Consider the following 20,761-nt stretch of genomic DNA (forward strand, 5'->3'; position numbering starts at 1 on the left):
ATGTAGTTTCGCTTCCTGCCTCGAACATGACGACCTATATCAAAGTTTATAGCTATCCGCGTTTGACCGGAGTACTTGCACTTCTTGTCTTTTTTGCGCTACGTGCAGCACACGCTCAGGGGGGGCCGCAGCCGAAGCTGCCCACCGTGCCATTGACGGCGGGCATGCACGTGATCCAGGCCGAGGTGGCGCAGACCCCCGAGCAACAAGCCACCGGGATGATGTTCAGGCGCGAGATGGGCCCGAACGAAGGGATGCTGTTCTTCAACCGCGAGGCGGGGGTGCGCTGCTTCTGGATGCGCAACACCTTGCTGCCGCTGTCGATCGCGTTCATCGCCGACGACGGCACCGTCGTCAACACGGCCGAGATGCAGCCTCAAAGCGACGAATCCCACTGCTCGGCGAAGCCGGTCCGCTTCGCCCTTGAGATGCGTCAGGGCTGGTTCGCCAAACGTGGCATTGGCGCCGGCTTCAAGCTCCGCGGCGCACCGTTTGGCAACTGAGCCGCACTGATTTACTCAAACAAAAAACCGACCGCGCCGGTTGGGCTTGCGGTCGGTTAGCGCGATCAGCCCGTCAGGGCGTGATCGACCGGGGATCAGACGCGATCAGGCCGCGTAGTTCGCCTCGGCGAACGACCAGTTCACGAGCTTGTCGAGGAAGGTCTCGACGAACTTCGGGCGCAGGTTGCGGTAGTCGATGTAGTAAGCGTGCTCCCAGACGTCGACCGTCAGCAGCGGCGTGTCGCCGGTGGTCAGCGGCGTGCCCGCGGCACCCATGTTGACGATGTCGACCGAGCCGTCGGCCTTCTTGACCAGCCAGGTCCAGCCGGAGCCGAAGTTGCTGACCGCCGACTTCACGAAGGCCTCCTTGAAGGCCGCGTAGGAGCCCCACTTCGCGACGATCGCCGCGGCCAGCGCCCCGGCCGGCTCGCCGCCGCCTTCGGGCTTCATGCAGTTCCAGAAGAAGGTGTGGTTCCAGATCTGCGCTGCGTTGTTGTAGATGCCGCCGGAAGACTTGCGCACGACCTCCTCGAGCTCGAGACCCTCGAACTCGGTGCCCTTCTGCAGGTTGTTCAGGTTCACGACGTACGCGTTGTGGTGCTTGCCGTGGTGGTACTCCAGCGTCTCGCGGCTGTAGTGCGGCGCCAGGGCGTCGAGGGCATACGGCAGGGGAGGCAGCGTGCGTTCCATGGAGTCGTTCCTGTGGGTGGATGAAAGCTGTCGGGGATTGTAGGCACCGCATTCATTTGATGCAGACCCCTTCCGTTCGACCCCGAAGACGCGTATGGCCGCCGCCCCGTCCGCCCAGACGGCCCGCAGCTCGTCGCCCGGCCGCAGCCCGTCCGCCCGCAGCACCGGCCGCCCGGAGGGTGTCTCGACCCAGGCGTAGCCGCGCTGCAGCACCCGCGCCGGGTCGAGCGCCGCCAGACGCTGGCGGCCGAGCTCGAGGTTCGAGCGCAGGCGCTCCAGGCGCGACACCGTCGCCGCGCGCAGACGCAGGCCCAGCGCCATCGCACGTTGCGTTCGCTGCGACAGCTGAGGTGCCAGCGCCTGCTGCAAGCGCAGCTCCAGCGCCGCCAGCCGCTGACGCTGCTGCGCCACCCCGGCGGCCGGCCGCCCCAGGCGCAGCGCGGCGGTGTCCAGGCGCTGAGCCTGGCGATCGAGCTGGCGCCGCAGCGCACGCTGCAGCGCCTCGGACCGGGACGCCAGCGCCACCAGCAGGTCGACGCGGGCCGGCGCCGCCAGCTCCGCCGCCGCCGTCGGCGTCGGCGCGCGCAGGTCGGCGGCAAGGTCGGCCAGCGTGACGTCGGTCTCGTGCCCCACGCCGCAGACCACCGGGATCGGCGACGCCGCCACCGCGCGCACCACGCGTTCGTCGTTGAAGGCCCACAGGTCCTCGAGCGAGCCGCCGCCGCGCACCAGCAGCAGCGCCTGGACCTCGCGGCGATCGGCCGCCGTGCGCAGCGCGGCCACGATCGCCGCCGGCGCCTCGCCGCCCTGGACCGGCGTCGGGTAGACGACGACCGCCACCTGCGGCGCCCGCCGCGCCAGCGCGGTGAGCACGTCGCGCAGCGCCGCGGCACCGGGCGAGGTGACGACGCCCAGAACACGCGGATGCGACGGGATCGGCCGCTTGCGCGCGGCATCGAAGAGTCCGGCCGCCTCCAGCCGGGCCCTCAGGCGCAGAAACTCCTCGTACAGCGTGCCCGCCCCCAGGCGCTGCAGCGCCTCGACGACGATCTGCAGTTCGCCGCGCGCGTCGTAGACACCCAGCCGCCCGCGCAACTCGACCTGCAGGCCGTCGCGAGGCTGGAAGTCGAGCAGCGCCGCGGCGCGGCGGAACATCGCGCAGCGCAGCAGCGCCGGCTGGCCGTCGTGGTCCTTCAGCGAGAAATAACAGTGGCCGCTGGCGGCGCGCGTGAAACCCGAGATTTCGCCGCGCACGGCGACCGCGCCGAAACGCGCCGACAAGGCATCGGCGGTGGCCAGCAACAGCCCCGCGACGCTCCACACCTGGCGCGGCGACGCCACACCCGCAGCCGGGTCAGGCGCGCTCATTGCACCCCCCGTCACGGCGGAACTCCACAGGCCGGAACATCAGGTCAGGCGGGCGCGTATACCACGCCGGGAGCCCACGAAGATCTCGCAAGTGATTGATTTCACTGAAGAAAAAAATGCTGAAAAATGGGGCAAACCAAGCGCGGCCCAATCCTGGCGCGGGTTTGGAGCGGCTGCCGACGGCTTCTCCACAAAGTTATCCACAAATGGCGTGGATACGCGCCGGGGGCTTCGCAGATTGCGCCGCAGCGGCTGTGGCGGACAGGGCTTGCCTCATAATCCGCCGGCTGCGGCGAGCCCTGCCGCTCACCTCGAAGAACCCCTTGCTGACGATCATACAAGCGGCCGGCTGGCCGATCTGGCTCCTGATCCTCTGCTCGATCGTGGCCCTGGCGCTCATCATGGAGCGGCTGTATCACCTGCGCACGCCGCTGATCGCCCCCCCGACGCTGCTCGACGAGGTCATCGGCGTTTCGCGCAACAGCCTGCCGGCGCAGGACGTCGTCGCCAAGCTGGCCGACAACTCGCTGCTGGGCGGCGTGCTGGCCGCCGGCCTGCAGGCCGTGATCGCCGACCCGCGCATCCAGGAGCAGGCCCTGCGCCAGGCGATGGAGAACGCCGGGCGCACCGCGGTGCACACGACCGAGCGCTACCTGAACACGCTCGGCACGATCGCCGCGGCAGCGCCGCTGCTGGGGCTGTTCGGCACCGTCATCGGCATGATCGAGATCTTCGGCTCGCAGGCGCCCACCGGCGCGACGAACCCGCAGATGCTGGCCCACGGCATCTCGGTGGCGCTCTACAACACCGCCTTCGGCCTGATCATCGCGATCCCGTCGCTGATGTTCTACCGTTACTTCCGTGGCCGGGTCGACGCCTTCCAGCTGACGATGGAACTGGCCGCCGAGCGCCTGGTGCCGCACCTGATGCGCTTCGCCGTGCGCGGCAACCCGGCCGCCTGAGCCCACGATGCGCTTCAGCCGCCGCCGCCCCGAGGAACCGGAGATCAACCTGATCCCGTTCATCGACGTGCTGCTCGTCGTGCTCATCTTCCTGATGCTGTCGACGACCTATTCGCGTTTCACCGAGCTGCAGATCACGCTGCCGGCGGCCGACGCCGAGAAGCTGCGCGAACGGCCGGCCGAGATCATCGTCGCCGTGGCCGCCGACGGCCGCTACGCGATCGACCGCCAGGCGGTGGACGGCCGCGACGTCGCGCAGCTGGCCGCCGCGCTCGGCGCCGCCGCCAAGGGCCGCCAGGACGTCGTCGTCATCATCTCGGCCGACGCGATGGCCGCGCACCAGTCGGTGATCAACGTGCTCGACGCGGCGCGCCGCGCCGGGCTCTCGCGCCTGACCTTCGCCTCGCAGACGCCGAACGGCGCCCGCTGATGTCGCTGGCCGCGCGGCTCGAGGCGCTGCTGCTGCGCCACTGGTGGCGGCCGCGGCGCACGGCGCTGGCGGCAACGCTGGCGCCGCTCGAGTCGCTCTACGCCGGCGTGTCGCGCCGCGCCGCCGAGGTCCAGCCGCAACGCGCCCCGGTGCCGGTGGTCGTCGTCGGCAACCTGATCGTCGGCGGGGCCGGCAAGACGCCGACCGTCATCGCGCTGGTGCGCGCGCTGCAGGCCGCCGGATACACGCCGGGCGTGATCTCGCGCGGCTTCGGCCGCGACGGCGACGGCGTGCACGACGTCCGGCCCGACGCCTCGCCTGCCGACGCCGGCGACGAACCGCTGCTGATCCGCCGCCGCGCCGGCGTGCCGGTCTGGGTCGGCCGGGATCGTGTCGCCGCCGCGCGTGCGCTGTGCGCCACCCACCCGGAGGTCGACGTGCTCGTCTCCGACGACGGCCTGCAGCACGGACGCCTGGCACGCGACGCCGAGATCGTCGTCTTCGACGAGCGCGGCATCGGCAACGGCCGGCTGCTGCCCGCCGGCCCGCTGCGCGAGCCGATGCCGGCGACGCTGTCGCGCGGGCGCTTCGTGCTCTACAACGCGCCGGCCCCGACGACGCCGCTGCCGGGCGTCTGCGCGACGCGCACGCTGGGCGACGCGCTGGCGCTGGAAGACTGGGCGGCCGGCCGTCGCGGCGAAGGCGTCGCGCTGGTCACGCTGCGCGGCCGCCGCCTGCTGGCGCTGGCCGGCATCGCCTCGCCCGAGCGTTTCTTCTCGATGCTCGAGGCCGTCGGGCTGGAGATCGAACGCCTGCCGCTGCCCGACCACCACGACTTCGCCGCCCTGCCCTGGCCGGCCGGCACGCCGGAGGTGCTGGTCACCGAGAAGGACGCCGTCAAGCTCGCCGGCCGTGACGCGGGCGGGACGCGCGTGTGGGTCGTCGGGCTAGACTTCGCGCTTCCCGATTCACTCGTTCAGGACGTGCTGCGCCTCATCGCGCCGCCGCGAACCCGATGACGCTCGACCACCGTCTGATCGACCTGCTCGTCTGCCCCGTCTGCAAAGGCCCGCTGGAAGTCTCCCGCGACGAGCTGCAGCGCCCCACCGACCTCGTCTGCAACGCCGACCGCCTCGCCTTCCCGATCCGCGACGGCATCCCGGTGATGCTCGAGACCGAAGCCCGCAGCCTGGACCTGCCACCCGCGCCGTGAGCTTCACGGTCCTGATCCCGGCGCGCCTCGCGTCGACGCGCCTGCCGCGCAAGCCGCTGGCCGACATCGGCGGGCTGCCGATGATCGTGCGTGTTGCGCGCCGCGTCGCCGATGCCGGCGCCGAGCGCATCGTCGTCGCCTGCGACGACGCCGACATCGCCGCAGCCTGCGCCGCGCACGGCGTCGAAGCCGTGCTGACACGCGCCGACCACCCCAGCGGCAGCGACCGCCTGGCCGAGGCCTGCACGCTGCTGGGCCTGGACGGCACGGCGCGCATCGTCAACGTGCAGGGCGACGAGCCGCTGATCGACCCGGCGCTGGTGCGCCGCTGCGCCGATCTGCTCGACGAGCGCCCGGACTGCGTGATGAGCACGGCCGCGCACGCCATCGATTCGGCCGAGGACTTCGCCAACCGCAACGTCGTGAAGGTCGTGCTCGACGCCGCCGGACGTGCGCTGTACTTCAGCCGCGCGCCGATCCCGTGCTGGCGCGACGGCGCGCCGGGCGCGCTGGCCGAGCCCGCGCCGCTGCGCCACGTCGGCATCTACGGCTACCGCGCCGGCTTCCTGCGCCGCTTCCCGGCGCTGGAGCCCGCGCCGCTGGAGCGGCTGGAGTCGCTGGAGCAGCTGCGCGTGCTGTGGCACGGCGAACGCATCGCGGTGCACGTCGCCGCCCACGCGCCGGGCGCCGGCGTCGACACGCCGGAAGACCTGGAGCGCGTGCGCGCGCTCTTCGCCTGAACGCCGGGCGGCCCCGGCCCGGTCGCCCGGGCGTCAGGCTGGCGCGGGAGTGCGCGTGTTACGCTCCTTTGAATCGCGCCCGGCAGCGCCGGCCGCAGCAAGCATCACCACAAAGCTCGAGGAAGCGATGAGACTGATCCTGTTGGGGGCGCCCGGCGCCGGCAAAGGCACGCAGGCGGCCCAGATCTGCCGCAAGTACGGCATCCCGCAGATTTCCACCGGCGACATGCTGCGTGCGGCGGTCAAGGCCGGCACCGAACTCGGCCTGGCGGCCAAGAAGGTGATGGACGCCGGCGGCCTGGTCAGCGACGACATCATCATCGGCCTGGTCAAGGAACGCATCGCGCAGCCCGACTGCGCCGGGGGCTTCCTGTTCGACGGCTTCCCGCGCACGATCCCGCAGGCCGACGCGATGAAGGCCGCGGGCGTCAAGCTCGACGTCGTGCTCGAGATCGACGTGCCCGACGAGGCGATCATCGAACGCATGAGCGGCCGCCGCGTGCACGTCGGCTCGGGCCGCACATACCACGTCAAGTACAACCCGCCGAAGACCGAAGGCGTCGACGACGAGACCGGCGAGCCGCTGATCCAGCGCGAGGACGACAAGGAAGAGACGGTGCGCAAGCGCCTGGACATCTACCAGAGCCAGACGCGCCCGCTCGTCGACTACTACTCCGCCTGGGCCGCCACCGGCGACGCGCAGGCCCCCCGCTACCGCCGCATCAGCGGCACCGGCACGGTCGAGGAGATCACCGGGCGCGCGTTCGCGGCGCTCGAGAGCTGATCCTCCCGGCCCTTTCTTTCCCCCGCACGCCCGTCAGAGGCGAAGGAGACAACGGATGGAAATCCAGGGCAAGGTGTTCATCGTCACCGGCGGCGCGTCGGGCCTCGGCGAAGGCACGGCACGCCGGCTGGCGGCCCACGGCGCCAAGGTCGTCGTCGCCGACCTGCAGGTCGAACGCGGCGAAGCGGTCGCGCGCGAGATCGGCGGCGTCTTCGTGCGCTGCGACGTCAGCCAGGAGGCCGATGCGCAGGCGGTGGTCGATGCCGCAGTCGCGGCCGGCAAGCTGGCCGGCCTGGTCAACTGCGCCGGCATCGCGCCGGCGGTGAAGACCGTCGGCAAGGACGGCGCGCACCCGCTGGCGACGTTCACGAAGACGATCCAGGTGAACCTGGTCGGCTCGTTCAACATGATCCGCCTGGCCGCCGCGGCGATGGCGAAGAACGAGCCCGAGGCGACCGGCGAGCGCGGCGTGCTGATCAGCACCGCCAGCGTCGCCGCCTACGACGGCCAGATCGGCCAGGCGGCCTATGCCGCGAGCAAGGGTGGCATCGTCGGCATGACGCTGCCGATCGCCCGCGACCTGGCGCGCAACGGCATCCGCAACATGACGATCGCGCCGGGCATCTTCGGCACGCCGATGCTGTTCGGCATGCCGGCCGAAGTGCAGCAGGCGCTGGCCGCCGGCGTGCCCTTCCCCAGCCGCCTCGGCACGCCCGAGGACTACGCCAAGCTGGTGCAGCACATCGTCGAGAACGACATGCTCAACGGCGAGGTGATCCGGCTGGACGGGGCCATTCGGCTGGCGCCGAAGTAAGAGCAGGCGGGCGGCACCACGGCGTGCCGCATGGCACGGCCCCGCCGGGTCGGTGCAATGTCAGCGGATTCGACGCACCTTCGGCGTTGAACGAACGCCTTCCATCCGAAGGAAGAAGCTGCCGAGCATGCCGCGCTCGATGACCGCTTCGTTGTTGGTCAGCGTGACGGTGCCGGAGTCGTTGCCGATGAACTCCCAGACCTGACCGTTGTCGAGCTTGAACGTCGCACCCGGTCGCCAGCCGTCGAATTCGCTGACGATCCGGACCTTGACGCTGGAAAGCGTTTCACGCACGACCGGGCTCGGCAAGCCGAACTCCTTCGTCTTGCGCTCGGCTTCGGCGGTTCGCTTGCGCTCCTCCTCGCCCTTCAGTTCGCGAGCACCGGCCTCGAAACAGGCCAGACGCGCGTCACGGTCGGCCAATTCGAGGCACGAGGCGATGCCTCCGGAAGCCGCCGCGTGCGCAGGCACGAGCCCCACGGAGAGCAGCACCGCAAACAGCCCGGAATAAGCAAACTTCATCACGAATCACCCTTGAAAGAAAAAAAGGGTCGACCCATGGTCGACCCCTTTCGCCGGTAGTGCGCGTTCCACGAGAGAACGCGCAAACTACCAATCGACAGTACGACGGATTACAAGTCGAAGCGGACGCCAGCGTAATAGCGGCGGCCGATCGCATCATAAACGTCGGCAGCCGTGCCGGCACCGGTCGTGCCCCACAGGAGCGCGTTGCTGTCCGTCTTCGCGCCCTTGGCATTGAACGCGTTGTCCATGCCGAAGTACCAGGTCGCCTTGCCGTAGGTGTAGGAGGCCTGGAAGTCGAACTGCGTGTACGACGGCACGCTGACCACACCGCGACCGAACAGCTGGTCGTCGAGGTAGGACTTGCCGATGTACGTCGTCGTCGTGTTGATCGCGAAGTCCTTGTAGGTGTACCCGAGCGACAGCGCAGCCCGGTCACGCGCAGCGCCGATCTCGCCAACGAACGGGTCCTTGACGCCCAGGCTGGCCACCGGCAGCACGTAACCATCGTCGAGATAGGTGTACGCCAGACGACCGCTCAGGCGACCAGGACCGACGCGATCGCTGTACGACACCGTCAGGTCGACGCCCGAGGTGAACAGACCGCCGCTGTTGGTCGCGGGAGCGTTCACGAACTCGAGCGAACCGGCGCTGTTGGCACCGATGTTGGCCGGACGACGGACGATGAACTGGCAGAACGACGTGTCACCGCCGTAGCACTGGTTCAGCGAGGTCTGACGGTCCACATTGGTGATGGCGTCCTCGATCTTCACGCGGAAGTAGTCGGCCGTGAAGATCACGCTCTTCAGGGCGCTCGGCGCGTAGACCAGGCCCAGGGTCCAGGTCTTGCCCGTTTCTTCCTTCAGGTTCGGGTTGCCGGAGTCGTAACCGCTGACGCCTTGCGCGTCCGACTGGTTCAGCGTGAACGAGCCGTTCGCGGCGATGTTCGCGGCCACGCCAGGGTCGGCACGGCAGGCATCGTCACGCGCGCCGGTCGAGGTGGCCGTCACGCCGACGCAGGGATCCTGCACCGACGGGTAGGTCTGGCTCAGCGGCGAGTACAGCTCGTTGATGTTCGGGGCACGAACCGCCAGGGCCTTCGTCGCGCAGACACGCAGGTCACGCGTCGGCGCCCACTCCAGGCCGGTGGTCCAGCTGAAGGTGCGGCCGACGGTGCTGTAGTCCGACGAACGGATCGCGGCGTTCAGCGACAGCGACTTGGCCAGGATCTGGTCCTTGACCAGCGGGATGCGCGTCTCGGCGAACAGTTCGCGCACCGAGAACGAGCCTTCGGTGCGGGGGATGGCGTTGCCGGCGTTCAGGCCCGCTTGCTGCAGCGCGTCGAACTCGGTGCGCGCATATTCCTCGCGCCATTCGAAGCCCGCCGCGACGCCGACCTTGCCGGCCGGCAGCGCGAACGGCTCGCCGCGGATGACACCACCGGCCAGCTTCTGCGACGTGAAGGTCGACAGCATGCCCGGGGCGAGGATGTACTTCAGCGCGTCGGCGGAGATGTTGCCGGCACCGAAGATGTTGGCCGGCACGCAGCCCTGGGCACGGGCGTCGGCGCTGATGCAGACCGCTTCGGTGGTGTTGCCGTCGCCGTCGACGTCGTCGACGTCGGTCATGGCCTGCAGCGCTTGCGCGAAGTTCAGGACGTTGACCTGGCCGCTGGAGATCTGCGACTCCTTGGTGGCGCCGTAGGACACGTAGGTGTCGTAGTCCCAGCCGTCGAAGATCGAGCCGCGCAGACCGGTCGCGATGCGGAAGGTGTCGCGGTCGGCCTTGTTGCCGCGGTTGCCGACATCCGACAGGCGGCGCGTGAAGTAGTAGTCGCGCAGGCCATCACCGTCGGTGTCGACGAGGTCGGCGAGGATGCCCGCCGGGATCAGCGGGTTGACCACCACCTGGCCGTTGACCAGGAACTCGGCAGGCACCTGGCCGGCGGTGGACGGGAACAGGTCCTCGGAGCCCAGCGGGAAGGGCTCGATACGCGACTTGGTCTGCGTCTGCGCGTAGTTCGCTTCGAGCCAGGCGCTGTGGTTGTCGTCGATCGCGTATTCGCCTTGGGTGGCAAAGACGAAACGCTTGGTCGGAATCGCGAGACAACGATCGTTCTGACGGTTGTAGCCGTAGGCACCGACACCGTCGCCGGCCGGGCCGTTGGTGGACCACGGAACCACGTTGCCGTTGGCGTCGACGGTGTAGGAACCGTTGTCGCCGTAGAACCGGCCGCTGGAGCCGTAGCCCGAGTAGAACGGGCCGGAGAACTTGAAGACATCGGCCGGATCGCCGGACAGGTAGCCATCCGAGATGTTGTCGAACGGCATGCCGTGGTCGCGCGCCATCACCGGGCCCTGATCGGAGAACCCGATGTGGGCCATGATGTTGCCGCGCCCGTTCTCGCTGTTGGCGCCCATGGTCATGCTGAAGACGTCCTTGCGGTCGTCGCCCTTTTCGGACACGCCGTGCTGAGCATTGACGCTCAGGCCTTGGAAGTTCTTCTTCAGGATGATGTTGACGACACCCGCGACGGCATCGGAGCCGTAGGTCGCGGAAGCGCCGCCGGTCAGGATCTCGACACGCTCGATGAACTCGGTCGGGATCGTGTTCAGGTCGACCGACGAACTGCCCGGGACGCCGGCGACGAAGCGACGGCCGTTCACCAGCACCAGGGTGCGGTCGGAGCCGAGATTGCGCAGGTCGACCGTGGCGACACCAGCGCTGGCGGTCGCGAAGTTCGAGTTCGTGCGGCTGTAGCCCGGCGTACCGACCGTCGGGTTCTTGGTCAGCAGTTCCTGGACGTTGACGATGCCGGCCTTGGCGATCTCTTCACCGGTCACGACCTGGACGGGGGAAGACGATTCGCCTTCCAGCGAACGGAGGCGAGAGCCCGTGACTTCAATGCGCTCGGTGCCGGCCGACGTGGCCGACTGGGCGAGAACCGGGGAGGCCGAAAAGCCGATGCCGCCGCCAAAGGCGACCAGCAGGCAGGTTGCAAGCTTCGTTCGCTTGAACATTAAGTTCACTCCTGTGGTGTGTTGATCCAAAGACTCTCGTCCCCGAGCAAGCCCTGTGCCGTGTAACCGCCTTGCGGGCATCGCCGGAGAACCGTGAACCGATTGTCAAGCTGCGTCATGTGCCCGGTCAGCACGGGAAAGTCATGACGCAACTCGAACCGGTCAGTTCACTTGGCCGAGGCTGCCGCTCGACACCACCCGGATTGCCCAGGCAGCGCGCGGCGCCAGCCCCTCGTAGCCATCGGGCGACGATAGCGGTTACATACCGGCAACCCGGTTGTCACACCCCCGCAATCTGGCGCCGACGTTGGGCCGCTGCAACACTTTGCGACAGCTTGTACGCACGACCATGGGAGGCCGCCCGCAATCGGCGGCAAAAAGATGGACGCGAGCGGCCGGCCTGCGCCATGGCGCAGGCCGGTCGGAGCCCCGTTCAGCGCGTCTTCAGGCCGTGACGAGTCGCGGCACCGCCGCCAGCAGCGTCTTCGTGTAGTCGCGCTGTGGCCGCGCCAGGACGTCGGCGCAATCTCCCTGTTCCTCGATGCGCCCGGCCTGCATCACCGCGATGCGGTCGGCGATGTACTCGACGACGCCGATGTTGTGCGTGATGAACAGGTACGAGACGCCGAGCTCGCGCTGGAGTTCGCGCAGCAGGTTGAGGATCTGCGCCTGCACCGACACGTCCAGCGCCGACGTGGGTTCGTCGCAGACGATCAGCCGCGGCTGCACCGCCAGCGCACGCGCGATCGCGATGCGCTGGCGCTGGCCGCCGGAGAACTCGTGCGGGTAGCGCTCGAGCGCGTCGCGGCGCAGGCCGACCTGGTCGGTCAGGCGCTCGATGCGCGCGCGCCGCGTGGCCGCGTCCAGGTCCGGATGCAAGGCCATCAGGCCTTCCTCGAGCAGGTCGGCGACGCGCATGCGCGGGTTCAGCGACGCGAACGGGTCCTGGAAGATGATCTGCACCTTGCGGCGCGCGTCCAGCAGCGCCGGCCCGTCGAGCTCGAACAGGTTCTGGCCGTCGAGCATCGCGCGGCCCTCGGTCACCGCGACGCGGCGCAGCAGCTGCACGATGGCCTTGCCGGTCGTCGTCTTGCCGCAGCCCGACTCGCCGACCAGCGCCAGCGTCTCGCCGCGCGCGACCTGGAACGACACGCCGGCGACGGCGTCGAAGTGCCCGGTCACGCGCTGCAGCAGGCCGCCGCGGATCGGGAAACGCACCTTCAGGTCCTGCACGTCGAGCAGCGGCGCCGTCTCGCGCGCCGGCACCGGCGGCGGCACCGGCAGCTCGGGCCGCACGATCCGCTCCGGTGCAGCCGGCACCCCGGGCTTGTGCAGCAGGCACCGAACCTGGTGCGTGTCGCTGGTGTTCACCAGCTCGGGCAAGGTCGTCGCGCAGTGCGGCATCGCCGCCGCGCAACGCGGCGCGAAGCGGCAACCCTCGAACTGCAGCCAAAGCGGCGGCACGGTGCCGGGGATCGCCTCGAGCGCGACACCACGCCGGTCGCCGGCCGGCAGCGCGCGCAGCAGGGCCTGGGCGTACGGGTGCTGCGGGCGCGAGAAGAACTCGGCCGCCGGCGCCACCTCGACGATCTGGCCGGCGTACATCAGCGCCACACGATGCGCCATGCCGGAGACGACCGCCAGGTCGTGCGTGATCAGCAGCAGGCCCATGCGCTGTTCGCGCTGCAGGTCCTTCAGCAGGTCGAGGATCTGCGCCTGGATCGTCACGTCCAGCGCCGTCGTAGGCTCGTCGGCGATCAGGAAGTCGGGCTCGGTGGCCAGCGCCATCGCGATCATCACGCGCTGCTTCTGGCCGCCGCTCATGCGGAACGGGTAGTCGTCGATGCGGCGCTCGGGCTCCGGGATGCCGACGCGGCGCAGCCAGTCGATGGCCTTGGCGCGTGCGGCCGCGCCGCGCAGCGCGGTATGCGTCTCGATGGCCTCGACGATCTGGTCACCGACCTTCATCACCGGGTTCAGGCTGGTCGCCGGCTCCTGGAAGATCATGCCCAGGCGGCCGCCGCGCACGGCGCGCATGCCAGCCTCGGGCAGGTCGAGCACGTCGACGCCGCCGATGTGCACCTGGCCGCCGGTGACACGGCCGTTCTCGGGCAAGAGGCGCATCAGCGCCAGCGCCGTCATGCTCTTGCCGCAGCCGGACTCGCCGACGAGGGCGAAGGTCTCGCCGCGTTCGATCGCGAGCTTGAGCCCGTCGATCGCCTTGACGAGGCCGGCGTCGGCGTCGAGCACGACCTCGAGGTCCTGGATCTTCATCATGCCGAGACTCGCTTCTTGAAGCCCAGGCGCGGGCGGAAGGCGCGCGCGCGCGGGTCGAAGGCCTGCTGCACGCCGTCGGCGAACAGGTTGGCGGCCAGCACCAGCACGACCATGAAGCCGAACGCCGCGGCGAAGCTCCACCAGACCACCGGGTCGCGGCTCATCTCGCTGCGTGCGAGATTGATCATGCCGCCGAAGCTGGAGGTCGTCGGGTCGACGCCGACGCCGACGTAGGTCAGCACGGCCTCGTAGAGGATCAGGTCGCTGAAGCTGAGCACGGTGGTGATCAGCACCAGGTGCACGACGTTGGGGAAGATGTGCCGCGCCATGATGCGCGAGGGCTTCACGCCGAAGGCCATCGCCGCCTGCACGAAGTCGAGTTCGCGCAGCTTCAGCGTCTCGGCGCGCACCAGCCGGCACAGCGTCGACCAGCCGGTGAGGCCCAGGATCACGCAGAGCATGAAGATCTTCAGGTCGCCACGCTCGACGCCGGTCTCGAACCAGTCGGGGTGCTTGTCGAGCCAGACCTGCACCATCAGCACGCAGGCCGCGATCAGCAGCACGCTGGGCACCGAGGACAGCGTCGTGTAGAGGTACTGCACGACCTCGTCGACCCAGCCGCGGAAGTAGCCCGCCAGGATGCCGAGCACGATGGCCAGCGGCAGCGTCGCCAGCGTCGCCAGCGTGCCGATGACGAAGGCCGTGCGCACGCTCTTCAGCGTCTGCACCAGCACGTCGTTGCCGGTGCGGTCGGTGCCGAAGACGTGGTAGTGGCCGGCCAGCGCGGCGATGACGCCAGCCAGCACGCAGATCACGGCGAAGGTGATCGCCGCGGCGCGCCAGGGCAGTTCGGTGCGGTCGGTCGCGAGGTCGGCCAGCGCGGTGCCGAAGCCGCCGTGGCTGCGCGCCAGCGCCGCCGACAGCAGCAGCACGGCCGCCAGCGCGACGGCGAGGCCGCCGCCGGCACCGGCCAGCGCGCGCGAGGACACGTCACCGGCCCACTGCGTCTCGGGGTCCGTCAGGTGCACGCCGCCGTGTTCGAGGCGGGGGAACTCGCGCAGCGTGACGCCGTCGCGCGTGACGCTCTGCTTGTTCAGCGCGCGCCAGGCCAGCGGCTCGGAGTAGCTGGACTCGCGCATCGAGATCTGGCGCGCCAGCGCCAGATCCAGCAGCGACTGGGTGCGCGTCTCGTAGAACACCTGGCCCGAGGCCTGGCCCTGGGCATCGGCAAGCTGGCGGCGGAAATGCACGCTGTCCAGCGCGGTGATGAACAGGAAGACCAGCAGCACCAGCACCGAGCACAGCGCCGCCGGGTCGCGGAAGACCTTCTTCCAGGTGGCGCGCAGCGGCTCGCTGCGCAGCACGCGGATCGTGTAGCCGGCCAGCGCGGCGAACAGCGCCCACAGCGCCAGGTCGGTCCAGAGCAGGACGAACTTGAATCCCATGACGTTCCCCGGCTCAGTTCAGGCGGACCCGCGGGTCGACCCAGGTGTAGGCGACGTCCAGCAGGATGTTGGTGGCGATGTACAGCGCCGAGCCGACGAAGACCATCGTGCGCACGATCGCGAAGTCCTGGCCGCCGATGGCGTCGATGACGAAGGCGCCCAGGCCCGGGATGCCGAAGAAGCTCTCGAACACCAGGCTGCCGAGGAAGACGTAGGGCAGGTAGCCGGCGGCGCTGGTGATGATCGGGATCAGCGCGTTGCGCAGCACGTGGCGGAACAGCACCACCTGCTCGGCCAGGCCCTTGGCGCGCGCGGTGCGCACGTAGTCCTTGCCGATCTCCTCGAGGAACATCGCGCGGTACAGCCGCGCTTCGCCGCCCAGCCGCGCCAGCAGCGACAGGATGATCGGCAGCGCCAGGAAGCGCAGCGCATCCAGCCCCGGCGCGTAGCCCGAGATCGGCACCAGCCTGAGCACCCGCGAGAACAGGAACTGGCCGACGATGATGTAGAACAGGCTCGAGATCGACAGCATCAGCACGCAGAGCACGACGCCCCAGAAGTCGATCTTCGAGTGCCTGAAGAACACCAGCATCAGCGAGAAGCTGACGCTGACGATCAGCTGCAGCAGGAACAGCGGCAGCGCCAGCTGCAGGCTCACGCCCATGCGCGAGGCGATCTCGTGGCCGATGTCCACCGAGCGCGCCGAGTCGCTGCGGCCGAAGTCGCCCTTCATCAGCGAGATCGAGCGCTCCCAGAGCACGGTCTTCGTCAGTTGCTCGGTGCCCTGCCCTTCGGAGTTCCAGTACAGCGGCTTGTCGTAGCCGCGTTCGGACTTCCACTTCTCGATCTGCTCCTGCGTCACGCGCTTGCCGCCGATGTTCAGCCGCGCCATGTCGTCGGGCGTGTTGACGGTGAAGAACAGGAAGAAGGTCAGCAGGTTGACGCCGATGAGGATCAGCAGGCCGTAGCCGAGACGGCGCAGGATGTAGGCACCCATGTCAGTTGGCCTCCGCCGTGCCGCGGGCGGTCGCGGTCTCGCGCGCCTTGAAGCTGCGCCGTCCGATCCACACCAGCGCCGCGAGGCCCAGCACCAGCAGCGCCACCGGCCAGACGATGGGCCGGTTCCACTCGGCCTGCTTGCTGGCGCGCAGTTCGGGGTCGAGGCGGTAGTACTTGGCCATGTCGCGGATCAGGATCGAGGGCTTGCCGTTGTGCACCCATTGCTGGAACGCCAGGCCGCCCCACGGGAAGTAGCCGAAGCACCAGGGCGAGTCCTGCTGCACGATGGACACCATCCGGTCGATGACTGCCTGCTTCTCCGGGCCGTCGTCCAGCGACTGCAGCTTGCGGTACAGGCCGTCGTATTCGGGATTGTTGTAGTTGGCGTAGTTGTCGCCCTGGCTCTGCGAGCGGCCCAGCGGGCCGTAGAGCAGGAACAGGAAGTTCTCGGCGTCCGGGTAGTCGGCCAGCCAGCCGCCCCAGAAGATCTGGTGCCGGCCCTGCAGCGTCTTGTCCTGGTACTGGTTGAAGTCGGTCGCGCGCACCTCGAGCTGGATGCCGAGCTTGGCGAACTGCTTGATCATCCAGTCGTTCTCGCTCTTGCTCTCGGGCGTCGGCGCACGCTGGAAGTCGTAGTTCAGGACCAGCGGCTTGCCGGTCGTCGCGTCGCGGCCACCGGGGTAGCCGGCTTCGGCGAGCAGCTTCTTCGCGTCCTCGATCGGCCGGCGCACGACCTTGCCGTCGACCAGCGTGTGCGTCACCGGGTTGTAGAAGCCCGGCTGGCCTTCGCGCGAGCCGAACAGCCCCGGCGGCACCGGCGAGTGCGCCGCCACGCCGCCCTTGGACTTGAAGATGCGGCCGTAGCCCTCCTCCCAGTCGATGGCGATGGCGATGGCCTGGCGCAGCTTGCGGTTCTTCGCCTGCTGCTCGGGCGTGTCGCCCTTGCCGACCACCGGGTCGAGCATGTTGAAGCCGAGGTACCAGTTCGAGATGTCGGTCATCAGCGGGAACTGGAAGCCGCGCTCCTCGTAGAGCTTGCGCACCGCGTCGGAGTCGTCGGCGTCGTTGCGGAAGTCCACGCCCCACTCGGGACGCTCGATCTCCGGCACGTCGAAGTAGCCCTGCTTGAACTTCTCCTTGCGCGGCACCTTCTCCTTCTCGATCGTCACGTAGAGCTTGTCGATGAAGGGCATCGGCTTGCCGCAGTCGGCCAGCAGGCCGGCCTCCGCGTCGCCGGGCATGCCCTCGCAGGGATAGGTCTCGCCGTGGTAGTTCGGGTTGCGCTGCAGCACGTGGCGGCGGTCGCGCACGAAGTCGACCATCATGTACGGCCCCGTGCCCACCGGCCACTGGTTCAGCGACAGGCCGTTCTCGCTCATGCCGTCCTGGGCGTAGAAGGCGTCGGCCTCCCACGGGATGGGCGCCAGGAAGGGCATCGCCATCCAGTAGCTCCACTGCGGGTACTTGCCCTTGAGCCGGATGCGCCAGGTGTACTTGTCGACCGCCGTGCTGCCGGCCAGCGGCCACTTGCGGAAGTCGAGGAAGGGCTTGTCGCGGGCGTCGCGCGGCAGCCCGGCGAGCAGCTTGGCGTCCTCGCGCTTGACCATGTCGGCGTACTCGCGCAGGCCGATCACGTACTCGGAGAAGATCGCGAAGACCGGCGCCTCGATGCGCGTCGTCGCGTGGCGCTTGAGGGCGTAGACGAAGTCGTCGGCGACGAGCTCGCGCGTGCCCTGGTGCTCGAACTCCAGCGGCGAGCGCTTGGCGCCGAGCTGCTCGCGCGTGAGGTTCAGGTACAGCGGCCGGCCCTGGTCGTCACGCGCGAACGCCGGGTGCGGCTGGAACATGATGCCCGGCCGGATCTTGACGTCGTAGACGCTCTCGGCGATCTGGTCCGGCGGCGCGTTGTCGGGCAGCTCGCGGCCGTCGCGGTCGAGGTAGCGCGGCTTGGCGACCTCGGCCGCCGACTTCGGGATCAGCGTGTACGGCCGCTTCAGGTAGTGGTACCCGTAGGGCGGCTCGTAGATCTGGTAGGTGTACGCCGACTCGGGGTTGGCGTAGGAGGCCACCGGGTCCAGGTAGCGCGGCGAGCGCTCGTCGAACGAGTAGAACATCGTGTTCTCGCGTTCGGCGCCGGCGGGGTACGGGCTGTTGTTGCAGCCTGCGGACAGCAGGGCCGCGGCCAGGCCCAAGGCCAGCCCGAGACGGACGACGATCGAATTCCCGCGCATGCGGTCGCACTCCTCGCGGCGCCGGCCTCGGGGGGATGGGCCCCGCGGCCGACGGCATCAATACCGGATCCGCCTACACGGCCTCGCTCGTGACGGGCACCGGCGGAAAAGCCCGCGATTCTAGGGGTCTGCGCGGGCTCACCAACCCACGAGCACGTCGCGGCCCTGCACCAGCAGCTCGACCTTGGCCCCCACCGGCAGCGTCACCTTGGTCGGCACGTGGCCGAACGGCAGCCCGGTGAGGATCGGCACGCCGGTCTGCGCACGCAGGTACTCGACCACCGTCTTCAGCTTGTAGCCGCGGTCGGACTTCACCGGCTTCCACTCGGTGAAGCTGCCCAGCAGCAGCGCCTTCTGCGCCCCCAGCACGCCGGCCTGCAGCAGCTGCAGCAGCATGCGCTCGACGCGGTACGGGTGTTCTGCGACGTCCTCCAGGAACAGCACGCCGCCACGGATGCGCGGCCAGTGCGGCGTGCCCAGCAGCGAGCACAGCACCGTGAGATTGCCGCCCCAGAGCGTGCCCTTGGCCGAAAGGCCGTCGAAGCCGGCCTCGGTGCGGAACCCCACCGCCTCCAGCTCGCCGCGCATGGCCTCGACGAAGCAGCCCTCGGTGACCTCGTCGACGCCGCCGTCGGCGTCGGAGCGCCCGAAGTCGTAGGCCGCCAGCGGGCCGGCCCAGCTGCGCGCGCCGCCGTGGGCCAGCATGCCCAGCTGCAGTGCCGTCAGGTCGCTGTGGCCGACCCAGCGTGTGCCCTGCTCGACGCTGCGCGCCAGCAGCGCCCAGTCCAGCCGGTCGAGCAATCGCGTCGTGCCGTAGCCGCCGCGTGCGGCCATCGCGACCGATGGCGCGGCCTCGGCGACACGGTGGATCGCCGCCAGCCGGGTGTCGTCGTCGCCGGCGAAACGCTGCTGCCGCGCCAGCGCCGACTCGTCGATCGACACCTCGAAGCCCAGCCCGGCCAGGCGCTTGGCGGCGCGGCGCAGCACCGGGGCCGACGGCAGCGCCCCGGCGGGAGAGAACAGATGCAGGGTCTGCGCCGCCGGCGGCTCGTGCCCGCAGGCGCAGCCGGGGCCGTGTTCGTCGTGATCGGGGTGAGCGTGGTGTGAAGTCATGAGGAGGTCGGAGGCCAGCTGTCGAGCTCGCGCGTCTCGCCGGCGGGGATGGCGCGCGCGGCGCGGGCCTCGCGCGCCAGGGCCCGGCGTTCGGCGAAGAAGCGGCGCAGCAGGTCGCCGCATTCGGCGGCCATCACGCCGCCGACGATCTGCGTGTGGTGGTTCAGGCGCCGGTCGGCGAAGAGGTCGACGACCGAGCCGGCGGCGCCGGTCTTGGGGTCCGGCGCGCCGAAGACGATGCGCTTGAAGCGCGCGTGCATCAGCGCCATCGCGCACATCGCGCAGGGCTCCAGCGTCACGTAGAGCTCGCACTCGGGCAGGCGGTAGTTGCCCAGCAGCGTGGCGGCGTGGCGCAGCGCGACGATCTCGGCATGCGCCGTCGGGTCGTGGGTGGTGATCGGCCGGTTGTAGCCGGTGGCCAGCACCTGCGGGCCTTCGGGCCCGGGACGCATGATGACCGCGCCGACCGGCACCTCGCCGACGAGCCAGGCGTTCTGCGCCTGGTCCAGCGCGATCGCCATCGCGTGCAGGTCACGCTCGTGCTGCAGTCCGGAATCGGTCACGGTGTCGAGGGGTTCAGCCAGGCGGCACGGATGCGGCGGCCGCACTGCACCGAGTCGACGGCGACGGTGGTGTCGGGATCGCGGTCGAGCAGCGCCAGGCGCGAGATCACGCCGTACCAGGTCCTGGACGCGTCGATCCACGGGTAGAAGCCGAAGGCGCCGGGGCTGCTGAAGGCGCCGTCGCCGACCGTGGGGTCGTCCTCGACCCAGTGGCCGATCGAGTAGTGCCACTGCTCGCCGGCGGGCGACGGCGTGAACTTGGCCTGCGCGCAGCTCGCCGGGTCGACGCAGACCGGGTGCGTGCCCAGCGCGGCGCGCCCGTGGCTCAGCGTGCCGTCGAGGATGCGGCGCAGGAAACGCGCGTAGTCGGCGGCCGTGGTCTCGACACCGCCGGCGGGCTGCGGGCCCGAGTAGCCGAGCACGATCTCGCTGCCGAGCACCCGGCGCACCTCGGACGCCAGGGCGTCGGCATCGAGGTCGGCCAGCCCGTTGCGCGCGGCATGCACCTGCATGTGGGCGCCGCTGTAGACGAAGAAGCCGTCGTTCTCCTCGACATAGTCGCCGTTGCTGCCGCCGCGGCGACCGCCGCGCTCCAGGCAGCTGCCGACCGTCGTGTCGGGCCCGCAGAAGCTGAAGTTGGTGTAGCCGCTGCGAAAGGTCAGGAAGTCGACGTCCTCGGCGCTCAGCAGTCCCTGCTGGCGCTGCACGAAGTACACGCCGTAGAGCCACTTGGACGCCGAGGCGACGGCCAGCCGGGTGTCGGCCGTCACGCTGAGCGCGCCGGCCGACACGCTGCCCGAGGCCCGCGCGCCGGCGGCGTCGCCGATCTCCCAGTAGAACGGGCGGATCTGGCGGCAGTCTTCGGCACCGTCGGCAACCGCCTGGGCCGCAGCGGTGCGCTGGGCCAGCGTCGGCGTGCTGCTGGTCTCACCGCCGCCGCCGCCACCGCCGCAGCCGGCGAGCACGCCCAGCAGCAGCGGCGCCAGGCGGCGCAGGACGGGAGTGGCGGGCGTTCGGTCCATGGGCGGAGCATTATCGCGGGCCTGCAGGCGCCGCGATGACAGCGGCACCTGCAAGCGCACGCCCC

At 69.8% G+C, this 20,761-nt stretch carries 18 protein-coding genes and 1 pseudogene; 8 read left to right on the top strand and 11 right to left on the bottom strand.

Annotated features, from left to right (window positions below; genetic code table 11):
* The first annotated feature begins 26 nt into the window (after window positions 1-26).
* Complete coding sequence (locus LOC65_RS14155; RefSeq protein WP_164962144.1) at window positions 27-503, top strand: DUF192 domain-containing protein; 477 nt, start codon at window positions 27-29, stop codon at window positions 501-503.
* A 105-nt stretch (window positions 504-608) separates the two neighbouring features.
* Here LOC65_RS14155 and LOC65_RS14160 read toward each other — a convergent pair whose 3' ends face one another.
* Together LOC65_RS14160 and xseA are read right to left on the bottom strand one after the other, a co-directional pair.
* A complete protein-coding gene (locus tag LOC65_RS14160) occupies window positions 609-1,193 on the bottom strand; it encodes a Fe-Mn family superoxide dismutase (RefSeq protein ID WP_230248299.1) in 585 nt (194 codons plus the stop codon).
* 87 nt (window positions 1,194-1,280) lie between these two features.
* Window positions 1,281-2,561: pseudogene (gene xseA / locus LOC65_RS14165) on the bottom strand (exodeoxyribonuclease VII large subunit); the annotation flags it as partial.
* 323 nt (window positions 2,562-2,884) lie between these two features.
* Here xseA and LOC65_RS14170 point away from each other — a divergent pair.
* From LOC65_RS14170 to LOC65_RS14200, 7 genes are all read left to right on the top strand, one after another.
* Entirely contained in the window at window positions 2,885-3,523 is a 639-nt protein-coding gene (locus LOC65_RS14170) for a MotA/TolQ/ExbB proton channel family protein (RefSeq protein WP_009857282.1), read from the top strand.
* Window positions 3,524-3,530: 7 nt separating this feature from the next.
* Complete coding sequence (locus LOC65_RS14175; RefSeq protein WP_009857281.1) at window positions 3,531-3,953, top strand: biopolymer transporter ExbD; 423 nt, start codon at window positions 3,531-3,533, stop codon at window positions 3,951-3,953.
* On the top strand, window positions 3,953-4,972 hold the full coding sequence (gene lpxK, locus LOC65_RS14180; protein WP_230247926.1) for a tetraacyldisaccharide 4'-kinase: 1,020 nt from the start codon (window positions 3,953-3,955) through the stop codon (window positions 4,970-4,972). The genes LOC65_RS14175 and lpxK overlap by 1 nt, the downstream gene beginning before the upstream one ends.
* Window positions 4,969-5,166 (top strand): Trm112 family protein, encoded by a 198-nt coding sequence (locus LOC65_RS14185; protein ID WP_009857279.1) that lies wholly within the window; start codon window positions 4,969-4,971, stop codon window positions 5,164-5,166. The genes lpxK and LOC65_RS14185 overlap by 4 nt, the downstream gene beginning before the upstream one ends.
* A complete protein-coding gene (gene kdsB / locus LOC65_RS14190) occupies window positions 5,163-5,906 on the top strand; it encodes a 3-deoxy-manno-octulosonate cytidylyltransferase (RefSeq protein WP_009857278.1) in 744 nt (247 codons plus the stop codon). The genes LOC65_RS14185 and kdsB overlap by 4 nt, the downstream gene beginning before the upstream one ends.
* A 127-nt stretch (window positions 5,907-6,033) precedes the next feature.
* A complete protein-coding gene (adk, locus tag LOC65_RS14195; protein WP_164962143.1) occupies window positions 6,034-6,690 on the top strand; it encodes an adenylate kinase in 657 nt (218 codons plus the stop codon).
* 55 nt (window positions 6,691-6,745) lie between these two features.
* Window positions 6,746-7,504: a 3-hydroxyacyl-CoA dehydrogenase gene (locus LOC65_RS14200; RefSeq protein ID WP_164962142.1), complete on the top strand. Its 759-nt coding sequence runs from the start codon at window positions 6,746-6,748 to the stop codon at window positions 7,502-7,504.
* A gap of 60 nt (window positions 7,505-7,564) precedes the next feature.
* On the opposite strand, the gene LOC65_RS14205 is transcribed toward LOC65_RS14200, so the two are convergent.
* From LOC65_RS14205 to LOC65_RS14245, 9 genes are all read right to left on the bottom strand, one after another.
* Complete coding sequence (locus LOC65_RS14205; RefSeq protein ID WP_138938842.1) at window positions 7,565-8,026, bottom strand: hypothetical protein; 462 nt, start codon at window positions 8,024-8,026, stop codon at window positions 7,565-7,567.
* A gap of 110 nt (window positions 8,027-8,136) precedes the next feature.
* Entirely contained in the window at window positions 8,137-11,127 is a 2,991-nt protein-coding gene (locus LOC65_RS14210) for a TonB-dependent receptor domain-containing protein (protein ID WP_230247927.1), read from the bottom strand.
* Between the two features lie 363 nt (window positions 11,128-11,490).
* Complete coding sequence (locus tag LOC65_RS14215; protein ID WP_029718455.1) at window positions 11,491-13,323, bottom strand: dipeptide ABC transporter ATP-binding protein; 1,833 nt, start codon at window positions 13,321-13,323, stop codon at window positions 11,491-11,493.
* The gene (locus LOC65_RS14220) at window positions 13,320-14,768 is read right to left on the bottom strand and encodes an ABC transporter permease (protein ID WP_230247928.1); all 1,449 of its coding nucleotides are present in this window, start codon (window positions 14,766-14,768) and stop codon (window positions 13,320-13,322) included. Before LOC65_RS14220 ends, LOC65_RS14215 begins: the two co-directional genes overlap by 4 nt.
* 13 nt (window positions 14,769-14,781) lie before the next feature.
* Window positions 14,782-15,765, bottom strand: a complete 984-nt coding sequence (locus LOC65_RS14225) for an ABC transporter permease (protein ID WP_009857271.1) — start codon at window positions 15,763-15,765, stop codon at window positions 14,782-14,784.
* A gap of 1 nt (window position 15,766) precedes the next feature.
* The gene (locus LOC65_RS14230) at window positions 15,767-17,998 is read right to left on the bottom strand and encodes an ABC transporter substrate-binding protein (protein WP_230247929.1); all 2,232 of its coding nucleotides are present in this window, start codon (window positions 17,996-17,998) and stop codon (window positions 15,767-15,769) included.
* Between the two features lie 138 nt (window positions 17,999-18,136).
* Window positions 18,137-19,111, bottom strand: coding sequence for an LD-carboxypeptidase (locus LOC65_RS14235; protein WP_230247930.1), 975 nt, complete (start codon window positions 19,109-19,111; stop codon window positions 18,137-18,139).
* Window positions 19,108-19,674: a tRNA adenosine(34) deaminase TadA gene (gene tadA, locus LOC65_RS14240; protein ID WP_230247931.1), complete on the bottom strand. Its 567-nt coding sequence runs from the start codon at window positions 19,672-19,674 to the stop codon at window positions 19,108-19,110. The genes LOC65_RS14235 and tadA overlap by 4 nt, the downstream gene beginning before the upstream one ends.
* Window positions 19,671-20,696 (bottom strand): hypothetical protein, encoded by a 1,026-nt coding sequence (locus LOC65_RS14245; RefSeq protein ID WP_230247932.1) that lies wholly within the window; start codon window positions 20,694-20,696, stop codon window positions 19,671-19,673. Before LOC65_RS14245 ends, tadA begins: the two co-directional genes overlap by 4 nt.
* Between the last annotated feature and the right edge of the window lie 65 nt (window positions 20,697-20,761).

It is taken from the genome of Rubrivivax sp. JA1055 (assembly GCF_020966565.1).
Lineage (GTDB): Bacteria > Pseudomonadota > Gammaproteobacteria > Burkholderiales > Burkholderiaceae_C > Rubrivivax > Rubrivivax benzoatilyticus.